Source organism: Desulfacinum hydrothermale DSM 13146 (assembly GCF_900176285.1).
Classification (GTDB): domain Bacteria; phylum Desulfobacterota; class Syntrophobacteria; order Syntrophobacterales; family DSM-9756; genus Desulfacinum; species Desulfacinum hydrothermale.
In genome coordinates, this window is the sequence record NZ_FWXF01000020.1 from 58,923 (window position 1) to 70,039 (window position 11,117).

Annotated in this window: 6 protein-coding genes; all 6 read right to left on the minus strand. The window is 61.2% G+C overall.

The window, feature by feature from the left end; all coding sequences use genetic code 11:
- Window positions 1–75: 75 nt before the first annotated feature.
- The 6 genes from B9A12_RS14475 to acsB all read right to left on the minus strand — a co-directional run bounded on the left by B9A12_RS14475 (window position 76) and on the right by acsB (window position 10,901).
- Window positions 76–1,758 (minus strand): sensor histidine kinase, encoded by a 1,683-nt coding sequence (locus B9A12_RS14475; RefSeq protein WP_084058816.1) that lies wholly within the window; start codon window positions 1,756–1,758, stop codon window positions 76–78.
- Window positions 1,759–2,225: 467 nt separating this feature from the next.
- Window positions 2,226–3,173, minus strand: a complete 948-nt coding sequence (locus tag B9A12_RS14480) for an HpcH/HpaI aldolase/citrate lyase family protein (protein WP_084058817.1) — start codon at window positions 3,171–3,173, stop codon at window positions 2,226–2,228.
- 159 nt (window positions 3,174–3,332) lie between these two features.
- Complete coding sequence (ppdK, locus tag B9A12_RS14485) at window positions 3,333–6,074, minus strand: pyruvate, phosphate dikinase (RefSeq protein WP_084058818.1); 2,742 nt, start codon at window positions 6,072–6,074, stop codon at window positions 3,333–3,335.
- Window positions 6,075–6,270: 196 nt separating this feature from the next.
- A complete protein-coding gene (locus B9A12_RS14490; protein ID WP_084058819.1) occupies window positions 6,271–7,152 on the minus strand; it encodes a dihydropteroate synthase in 882 nt (293 codons plus the stop codon).
- A 114-nt stretch (window positions 7,153–7,266) separates the two neighbouring features.
- Complete coding sequence (gene acsC, locus B9A12_RS14495) at window positions 7,267–8,619, minus strand: acetyl-CoA decarbonylase/synthase complex subunit gamma (RefSeq protein ID WP_084058820.1); 1,353 nt, start codon at window positions 8,617–8,619, stop codon at window positions 7,267–7,269.
- 68 nt (window positions 8,620–8,687) lie between these two features.
- Window positions 8,688–10,901: an acetyl-CoA decarbonylase/synthase complex subunit alpha/beta gene (gene acsB, locus B9A12_RS14500; protein WP_084058821.1), complete on the minus strand. Its 2,214-nt coding sequence runs from the start codon at window positions 10,899–10,901 to the stop codon at window positions 8,688–8,690.
- Between the last annotated feature and the right edge of the window lie 216 nt (window positions 10,902–11,117).

The following is an 11,117-nucleotide window of genomic DNA, read 5'->3' on the forward strand; positions in this document are numbered from 1 at the left end:
CAGGCTTGCATCGCTGACTCCGGCCTTCGGCCTCCGATCATCGCAGGTAGCCCAAAACGGTTGCCGGCGCCCCATTCAATTCAGTCGCGTACCTCCCGGCACCTCCTCCCAGCTTCCCTTGTCCAGGGCGAAGACCACCCGGAAGGTGCTTCCTTGGCCCCTGGTGCTCTCCACTTCCATGTGCGCGCCGTGGCGTTCCAGGATGCGGCGGCATATACTCAGGCCCAGGCCCGTGCCGTCCGCCTTCCTGGTAAAGAAGGGATCGAAGATGCGCCCTTCGTCCTCGGGCAGGATGCCCTCTCCCGTGTCTTCCACACTGAGCACCACGGCCGGCAGGTCGCGGGCAAACAGGGTCCGGACCGTCAAGGTCCCGCCCTGGGGCATGGCTTCCACGGCGTTGATCACCAGGTTCATGACCACCTGGCTGATCTGATCCGAATCCATGACCAGGTCCGGAAGGTCCTCCTGAAGCTCCATGTGGAAGTCCACCTTGGCCTTGCGCATGTGCACCTTGGAAAGGTTGTGGCAGTGGCGCACGATGTCGTTCAGGTTTCCGGAGAGGAATTGGGGTTCCCGGGGCCGGGCAAAACTCAACACCTCCCGAACAATGGTGTCGATTTTGCGCACTTCCTGGAGCAGATCCCCCAGCATCTGGCCTTGACTCGCGTCCAGATTCAGTTCCCGCTGGAGCATCTGGGCGTTGAAGTTGATGGTGGCCAGCGGGTTTCGGATCTCGTGGGCGATACCGGCCGCCAGCGTCCCCAGAGACTTCAAGCGCTCCGTTTGCTGGAGGCGCTGCTCCAGGCGTCGGGCCTCCGTTTCGTCCTTTTCGTAGTAGACGATCCGTTCCAGTCGGGACGCCAGGTTGAGAACGGGAAAGGCGTAGAACCGGTAGAACCCCCCCCACCTGGGATGGGGCCCTTCCTTTTGCACGGGCCGTTTGGACCACATGCACTCTCGGATTGGACAACCGCTGGGGGGCTCCGCTGTGGAATAGAGCACCTGCCAATAGGACGAGCCCAGAAGGTTCTTTTCGCCGTAGACCGTTTCCGTGGTCTTGTTCACCCGGAGAATACGCCCGGAGGCATCCACCAGAAAGATGCTGTGCTGGATGGCGTCAAAGCTGATCTCCAGTTCCGTCTTGGCCCGTTGGACGGATTCAAAGAGTTGGGCGTTTTCGATGGCCACCCCGATCTGCTGTCCGATCGTGGTCAAAAACTCCTTCCTGTCGGGTCGAATCTGAAGTTCTCCGTGATTGGCCACGTAAAGCAGCCCCAAGATCCCGTTTTGCGTAAAGAGCGCGATGCGGACAATCTCCTGAATCCCCTCATCGGCCATCCTGGCACGAAGCTCCGGAAAGAAAAGACGGTCCAAGGGCAGCCAGACCACGGGCGCCTTTCTTCCGGAATCGCTCAGCCACGATTCTTTGACCGGAAAGGATCGGATGCTGGAAACCAGAGCCGAAGAAAAGCCCTGCTGGGCGGCCAGGCTCATCACCCGCACCCCCTGTTCATCGGAGCGCAGCAGGTAGATGGCCCCCATCTTGAACCGCAGCGTGCGCAAAATGGCCATGAGCGATTGATGGAGCACGTCTTCCAGGTGGGGAGAACTGTGGACGGCCGAGGAAATATCGAAAAGAATCTGCAGCTCGTTATGCTGGCGAAGGATCTTTTCCCTCAACGATGCGTCGGGGTCCGCGCGGAGTGCTCCTCCCGCGGGAAAGGATTCACCCCCCGTGTTCCAACTGGCTGATGTCATCCATCGACTCCTTGTCAGGTCCCTGCCTTTTTCCAGCCGGTTGCATGGCACGCTTTCATGGGGGAATGAACCATCGCGACAGATCGAAAACCGTCAGCACATGGGCGCTTCTTTACGCCCTTCAGCTCTTTTCAGGCCACACTCAAAACGAACAAGACGATGCACTTGGGGCGTTACCGGCTTCTTCATGAAATCCCATTGTTAAGGACACTGCTTCTTCTACGAAGGTCCAAAGAACCCGTCCGAAAAGTGGGTCGCGACTGGACGGACAAGCGGTTCGGGAGCCGGCGCATCCCTAAAGGGAAACGCCGACACACGCGCACCCCCCGGAGTTTTTGAAATGCCGGGGCAAACCGGCCGGTTCGTTCCGGAGCCGTTCCCTTTTCCGGCCCACCTCCCGAGGACTCCTTATGGGGGGGCATGGCGCCAGGCCCCCCGCTCGCCGCCGACGCCTACTTTCGGGCGGCTTATTCCGAGTCGGTAGTCTCCTTTTGCTGCTCCCGGATCCGGCGCCAAGCGGCCACCGTCACCTGAGCCAGGCGCACGGAGGCGGCATCCACCATTTTTCCGTCAAGGGCCAGGGTTCCCTCTCCCTTGGCCCGCGCCGATTCGTAGGCTTCCACGATGCGAAGAGCCCGCTGCACCTCCTCTTCTTCCGGGCTGAAGGCGGCATTGATCGTCTCCAGCTGGGCGGGATGGATCGCCCATTTTCCGTCGTAGCCCAGGGCCCGGCTCAAGGCGCAGGAACGACCCAGGCCCGCCTCGTCTTTGAAATCCCCGTAAGGGGCATCCATGGCGGCAAGCCCCGCCGCCTTGGCAGCCATGACCATCCGGCTCAAAGGATAGTGCCAGCGGTGTCCCGGATAGTCCCCTTCGCCATCCCCGTGGCCGCTTACCCCCCCACTGGGCATGCCCAACGACGCCCCATAGTCGGCCACGCCGAACACCAGGGCTTCCAATCGAGGAGAGCTGCCGGCGATGGTATGGACCCGGGCCATTCCCTGGGCCGTCTCGATGGAGGCCTCCAACCCGATCCGCTTGTGCACACCCATGGCCCATTCGATCTGGGTCAAGAGGTAATCCAGCGCCTTGATTTCGGCGGGATCGTTCACCTTGGGCACCACGATCACGTCCACCAAGTCCCCCGCCGCCTCCACCACATCGATCACATCCCGATAGGCGAAGGGGGTGCCCATATCATTGATGCGGTACGCCCGGACCTTACCGCCCCAGTCCCCCAAGCGAAGGGCTTCCACCACGGCTTGCCTGGCCGCGGCTTTCTCCTCCACCGGCACGGAGTCTTCCAGGTCCAGCATGACCACATCCGCCGGAAGCCCCAGGGCCTTTTGCACCATTCTTTCCCGGTTGGCGGGAACGGATAACAGGGATCGTCTCAATCGGACAGGGCGCTCCATATCACCTCCTGCCTGGGTTGGAAGGGGGGGAGGTCATGGGGGCGGCTGCCAGAAGGGGAGCGGCCCAGCGAGCCACCCCCCTTCGACCACCTTATCCCAAATCGGCGATCCGGATCATGCCTCTCCCGAGCCCTTGGTTCGCGGTCCTTCTGCGGCCCATCAGTTCTTTTCGCGTATGGCCGCACGGGCGGCGGCAAGCCGGGCGATGGGCACCCGGTAGGGGGAACAGCTCACATAATCCAACCCGATCCGGTGGCAGAACTCCACCGAGGTGGGCTCCCCACCATGCTCGCCGCAGATGCCCACCTTGAGATCGGCGCGGGTGGCACGTCCCTTCTCCACGCCCATGCGCATGAGCTGGCCCACTCCTTCCTGGTCGATCTTTTCAAAGGGATCGAATTGCCATATCTTCTTTTCCAGGTAGTGGTGGAGAAACTTGGCCGCGTCATCCCGGCTGATGCCGAACACCGTCTGGGTGAGGTCGTTGGTGCCGAAGGAGAAGAAGGCCGCCTCCCGAGCCACCTTATCGGCCGTGAGAGCGCCTCGGGGCACCTCGATCATGGTCCCCACCAGGTAGGGCACCTCCACGCCGTGCGCCTCCATGACCTCCCGGGCCACCTGGTCCACCACCCGCTTCTGATCCTCCAACTCCGCCACATGGCCCACCAAGGGGATCATGATCTCGGGGCGAACCTCCGTTCCCTCCTTTTTCACTTCGCACGCGGCCTCAAGGATCGCCCGGGCCTGCATGGCCGTGATTTCCGGGTACACCACGCCCAGTCGGCAACCGCGGTGCCCCAGCATGGGATTGGCCTCGTGCAGGGCCTGGAGCTTGGCCCGCACGTCCTCTTCCGCCACCCCCATCTGGTCCGCCACCGTGCGGATATCCGCATCTTCCGTGGGCAGGAACTCATGGAGGGGGGGATCGAGCGTGCGAATGGTGACCGGCAACCCGTTCATGACACGGAAGATACCCTTGAAGTCCTCTTTTTGCATGGGAAGGAGCTGGGCCAGGGCCCTTTCCCGCCCCTCCTTGGTGCGAGCCAGGATCATCTGGCGGACCACATTGATCCGTTCACCTTCGAAGAACATGTGCTCGGTACGGCACAGGCCGATCCCCTCTGCGCCGAAGGCCAAGGCCATCCCGGCTTGGTCCGGCTGGTCCGCATTGGTGCGAACGCCCAGGCGCCGGGCCTTGTCCGCCCACTCCATCAAGGACTGGTAATCCTGATAGATGGGGGATTCTTCCGCCTTGAGGGCCCCTTCCATCACCTGCAGGACCTCGGACGGCTTGGTGGGGATACGCCCTTGAAAAACCTCGCCAGTGGACCCGTCCAGCGAGATCCAGTCGCCTTCCCGGATCACGCGGCCGTTGGCGCTCATCTGCCGTTTTTTGTAGTCGATTTCCATATCTCCACAGCCCACCACACAGACTTTGCCCATCTGGCGGGCTACCAAGGCCGCGTGGGACGTCATGCCGCCTCGGGAGGTGAGGATCCCCTGGGCGGCATGCATGCCGCGAATGTCGTCCGGAGACGTTTCCAGGCGCACCAGAATCACCTGCTCATCCCGGGCGGCCCATTGCTCCGCATCCACGGCATTGAAGACCACCCGTCCGGAGGCGGCACCCGGCCCTGCGTTGAGGCCCTTGGACAACAGAGCCCCGGAGGCCATCGCCTTCTGCTTCGCCTCCATGTCGAAGATGGGCCGAAGCAGCTGATTGAGCTGGTTGGGCTCCACCCGCATGAGGGCCTCCTCTTCGCTGAGGATGCCTTCCCGGACCATGTCCACGGCGATCTTGAAGGCGGCGAAGCCGGTGCGCTTTCCGCTGCGGGTCTGGAGCATCCAGAGCTTGCCGCGCTGGATGGTGAATTCAATGTCCTGCATGTCGCGATAATGGCGGTCCAGGATCTTTCGAATCCGCTCCAGCTCCGCATAGGCTTCAGGCATGGCCTCTTCCAGGGACACCATGTCCGGATCCGTCGCCTGGGCCTTGTTGATGGGCTGCGGCGTGCGGATACCCGCCACCACGTCTTCTCCCTGGGCGTTCACCAGGTATTCGCCGTAGAGCACGTTTTCGCCCGTGGCGGGATTTCGGGTGAAGGCCACACCCGTGGCGCAATCGTCTCCCATGTTGCCGAAGACCATGGACTGGACATTCACCGCCGTTCCCATTTCGTCCGGAATGCCGTTCAATTCGCGGTAGGCGATGGCGCGGGGATTGTCCCAAGATCCGAAGACCGCACCAATGGCCCCCCAGAGCTGATCCGTGGGATCCTGCGGGAAGTCCCGGCCGATCTTTTCTCGAATGAAGTCCTTGTAGCGTTGAACCAGTTCCTTCAAATCCTCGGCGCTGAGCTGATTGTCAAAGGCCACACCTCGGGATGTTTTCAATGCGTCGATGATTTCCTCAAAGGGGTCCAGATCGTCTTCCGATTCCGGCTTGAGCCCCAGGACCACGTCCCCGTACATGGAAAGAAAACGTCGATAACAGTCGTAGGCGAACCGGGGATCCCCCGTTTCCTTGGCCAGGCCTTCCACGGTCGTGTCGTTCAAACCCAGGTTGAGGACCGTATCCATCATGCCCGGCATGCTGATGGCCGCACCCGACCGGACGGAAACCAACAGGGGCCTTTCCGGGTCCCCCAAACGACGCCCCATGATCTTTTCCAGCCGCGCCAGGGCCTCCTGCACCTGCTCTTGCAGCCCTTCGGGATACTGGCCTCGGCTCTGGTAATAGTGGGTACAGACTTCGGTGGAAATGGTAAAGCCGGGCGGCACCGGGATTCCCAGGCGGGTCATCTCCGCCAGATTGGCTCCCTTGCCGCCCAGCAGGTCCTTCATTTGCGCACTGCCGTCCGCCTGACCTTCACCGAAGAAATAGACGAATTTCTTTCCCATGATCCGGCATCTCCCTCCCACATGCAGTAACCGCGCGATCCCCCTTAGAAGTCATCACGCGGTGTCATATTCCTGAAAGATCAAGCATTCTTTGTGTCTGCCAAATCGGCTTCATAAGACGCAAAAACCCCACCTCGCGAAAGATGGGGTTCTTGTTCAGCTGCGGATACCGACAAGCGAGGTGTTGAAAGGCGAGCTACACCTCAAGCCAGGAGTCGGAATAGAGCGTGTGACCCAGGATGACGCGCGCCGTCTTCACGAAGTCCTGCTCTTCCTTGCCGAGAGAGGCCATATCGATCTCTTCGCCGTCTTCCACCTTGGCCACCAGGGCTTCCAGTTCGGGGCGCTCGCCGCGCGCGATCTTATGGAGATCATAGTCGAAGGTGTCCACGATGGCCGACTGCATCCCCCAGCGCTTCCAGAGGATGAGCATGACTTGGTTGAGGATCGGCCGCAGGTGCTCGGGAGCTCCGTTGGACACGTTGGAAAGGCCGATGGTGCTGCTGCAGCCCGGGGCCATGTCCGGGAACATCTTCATGAAATTGAGGGCGCTCATGATCTGGTTTTGCTGCACGTTGACCGGCGTCTGGATCGGGTCGATGTAGATCCTCTCGGGCGGAATGCCCAGCTCGCTAGACCGGAAGAGCAACTCGGCACACAGGGCGCCGCGCTCGTTCTCATCGCGAGGCATCCCCTCAGGGCCCCACAGCAGGCCGATAAACTCGGCATCGTATTCCTTGGCCAAAGGCAGCAGCGCATCCATGCGTTCGGGGCGGACCATGATGGAGTTGATCATGGCCCGGCCCTTCTTGTGGGCCTTCAGGCCGGCTTCGATGGCCTTGACGTTGGAGGTATCCAGGGCCAGGGGCACATCCACCACTTCGTGGATCACGGGCACCAGCCAGGACATGAGCTCTTCACCCGTCTTTCCGGCGGGGCCGATGTTCAGGTCGATGTAGTCCATCCCCGCTTCGGCTTCCTGTACGGCCAGCTCTTGCAACGTCTTGGCGTCCCGCTCTTTCAAGGCCTTGCCGTACTTTTTACTCATAATATTCAGGTTTTCGCCAATGAGCTTCATGGTTTGTCGCCTCCTCCACCTAGAGGTTGTTGCCTGCCTTCCGCAGTGGTTTGAACGCCGAGCTCGGCTTGAAAAGCCACGCCCGGCGTCCGGGATACCAACCGCACAGGAAGCTTATTCCGGCTTGAACTCTTTGATAAACTTGGAGATATGGCTCGCTTCTCGCGGTCCCACCACCACGTTCCAACCGGGCAGCTCTTCTTCCAGCTCACCACTGATGGCCGCCGCATAACCGGGGATCACGATGGATTTATGCTTCACCTTGTCCATGATGCCGCATTTGCTCACGAAGGTGCCCACCGATTCCCCGTTGAATTTACCCGCGGCCCAGGCGGTCATGACCGAAAGGCCTTCCGTGTCCTGAACCAAAAGCCAGGCCGGCTGACGGCTGGATTCGATTTCGCCGCCCACGATGAAGTAGGTGAGCGAGAAGTTGCAGGTGACCAGCACCGGTGAGTTTTCATCGGGATTGTTGATGGGGTAGATCCCCTGCTCGGCGGTCATGGGCCGCTGCGGGTCGGTGTAGATATTGAGCCGATCCAGAAGCAGCGGGAAATGAACTTCCGGCTTCACATCGCTCATGACGATGAACGCGGCATACTTGGCGATGAAGGTGGCGGCCACCACGCCTTCGTTCAGCAGATCGTCGGCCATTTCGTTGGCCAGCACGATGGTGGGGAAGCCCAGCGGACGGAACCGGTCCTTGATGGCCGCCCGGCGCATATGGATGTGTTCCTCGAAGGCCTTCTTCAGGTCGCGCGTGCCCGTGTCGATGATGAGATCCTTGAGGCCCATGGCGGTAAGCTTCTGAGTGAGCTCGATCACGCTGTCCAAGGTTCCGTCGCCCTTGACGGCCAACGGACAACCCGTCTCCTTGGCCAGCTCGCCCAGGGCGTCGGCATTGTCCGCCGTGGCGGCATAGATCATGGGCTTTTGATCCTTGAGTTCCGTGGCGGCGGCCTTCAGCGCCTCCACGCTGTCGGACATGAGGATCAAGGCGGCGCCGGTGGCATCGGAAACCTTCTTGGCTAGGGCCGTCAGCTTGGCGCCATCGCCCGAGGAGTCCTTCACTGCGAACATCTCCGGGCGCAGGTTCAGCCCCACCCGCTCGAACTGGCACGCCTTGAAGCGCTCCAGCTTTCCGTCCACCGAGGCCTCGTCTTCGTCGGTGGTCACCAGGGTGGCGAGACCCGGCTGGTTCACAAAGGTCTTCTCGTGGCGAAACAGAACCGTCTCACCCCCCACCTTCACCGCATACTCGCCGGCACCCACCGTGAGGGGCCGCACCGGAGGGGCGGAGTCCGCGGCCAATTTTTCCTTGGCCTCTTCCGACACGTGGGGGCATGCGTCCAGCTCCGCCTTGCCCGCCGCCAGGTTCATGGCAAAGGCCAAGCAGGTGGGAACGCCGCAGTCACCGCAGTTGGTTTTGGGTAGAAGCTTAAAGATCTCAATTCCTGTCAAGCCCATCAGCTCGTCTCCTCATCGTCTCTATCGTTCAACCCGTGGAAGGCCGGGGCCGACGCCCCGGCCCATCATTACCCGAGAATCGACTCCATCTCCAACGCCGGATGGCCCACTTCCTGGAGGAAGGGCAGGATTTCGTCTTCGGTGACACCCTGTTCTTCCGTTGCGATCATGTCGATCAGGTTGGGGATGCCGATCTCTTCACCGCGCTTGATCAGACGCTCGCGGATTTCTTCCTTGAGCATCTTGGGCATCCACACCAGGCGCTTCAGGCCCCCGTCCCCGACGATGAACTTGCGCTGGGTGATGTTGTACTTGCTGTGGCCCACAAAGCCCGGCGTCACGTTCCCGCCGCCGATGGTACCCGCCAGGGTCGTGAACTTCATGCCGCACGGAGTCATGCCCATGTACTCGCGGTTCACGGTCATGACGCCGTTGCACATGGGGAGCACCGCGGCGATGCACTCGCAGCATCCACAGGTGGTCATGGGATCGTAGACCACGCTGTAGAAATTGTAGGAGCTCACCGCACCGCGGGATGCCTGTTCCACGAACTCGTTCACGCCCTTCCAGTTGCCGTAGCGCTCATCCAAGGTCTCTCCCTTGGCGACGGGCTGGTTGGGCCCCGTGGGGTTGATTTCATAGGACGCCTTGCAGTCCAGCCAGTTGTAGGCGCCGCACAGACCCGTCCGTTCAGGGCTCACCACACATACGTGGGTGGGGGCGAAGGACTGGCACAGCGTACAGGAGTAGTAGATCTCCGTGGTTTCGTCGGTCATGCCTTCGATGCGCTCATCGCGCGTCTTGTACATCTGCTGGGCCACGCCCAGGAGCTCCTTGACCTTGTCCTCTTCGGTATAAATCTTCACCTGGCACTTGTCGAAGATGGCTCCAAAGTCCTGATGGAGCTTGGCATGGAGGATCTTTCCGATGTGCTCCAGGGTGAAGCCCTTTTCCACCGCCGACTTGCCAATGCGGTACCAGGCGATGTCGCGCTGGCCGATGTGCATGACGCCCTGGGCGTAGTTGACCAGGTGGTGGATCTGGCGCTCCAGGATGGGTTCGTAGTCTTCTTGCATCTTGCGGCCGGCCACTTCCACGACCACACCCAACGGCAGTCGGTCGCCGGGCTGCACGTCCTTGATGTCCGGACCCATCACCTCCACCTTGCCGTCTTCCACGTCGTCCATCTCGGCGATGCGCACCAACTCAAAGCACGGGGTCTTGCCGCCGCCGCATTCCAGATACACATCGTCCTTGCGAACCCGCTCGCCTTCGAAGGCCGGGCCGTAGGAAACCGGAACGGGCACTTCCGTGATGGTCACCTTCAGGCCGCGCACCTCGATGGACTTGGCGCAGATCTGGTCGTGCGGAACACTGGAGACCACGTGTTCGTAGGTACAAATACCGGTGGGCAGAATCTCCGGAATGTCCGTATCGGCGATGGTGGGAAAACCCCAGTTGATGGCGCCGGCCGCGTTGGCGGCCCATTCGGCGTTCACCTCACCCAAGGCGTTCACAAAGGCGAAGATGCGGTCCTTGTTGTAGAGAAGCACCTTGCGGTAGTCACCGGGCTGCACACCGCCGAAGGCCATGGCCGCGCGGTTGGCAAAACCCAGGGCGAAGACGGCCGCCGAGATGTCCGGACCGAAGGGCACCAGACGGGTGGACCAACCGATTTGCACCCCGGCTTCCAGGAGCTGGTGCGTAAAGGTGGTGCCGGATTGGTTGGCAGCCATGAAGACATACAGGTTCTTGCGCTGGTACTCTTCTGCGATCATCTTGGCCGTTTCCGGATCGGGAGCGGCCCCCACGATGGCGGCAAAACCCGGGGCGCTGCCGTCCACGAACTCGATACCGCGTTTGCGCATGATCGTATCGTCCGCAGCCCCCAGCCAGATGCGACCGTTTTCTATATCCGGGTCCTCGGTGGGCAGATAGAAGTCCGGATCTTCCACGTAGCGGATGGCCTCCACGATTTCTTCCGCCAGAATGGCCGCCATACCGGCATCCAGCGTGCCGCCCAGGTAGGGGGTGTGGATGCGGCCCTTGATGTGGGCAGGCAACAACTTCTTGCAGCGTTCCAGAACCGGCTCGGCGTCGGCCAGCTTTTCCACTTTGATCCCCAGAACCGAATAGATGATGGGCAGATAATAGGCCGTGTTGGGAAATTCCAACGGCTGATTCGGTCCGTACTTATCCATGGCCTCGCGGAACTTACCCTCAGCCTTGGACACGATGTTGTAGGCACCTTGAATCGCAGCAAACGCGACTAACCTGGACATATTCAATCTCCTTTTCTTAAGGACGTTGGCTCATTGCGAAAACCGTTGCTTCCGGCTTCCAACCGGAATTGGTCCGGGCGACCTTCCACCCGAAAGGGGAAGTCGCCCACAGCGACAGGCCTAGTCCAGGGCGCGACGGTCGGCCATGTCGAAGAGCTTGCGTTCGCGCGGTCCCATGATCCCCAGCGCCTCGCGCTTCTTGTCGATATGGGCGAT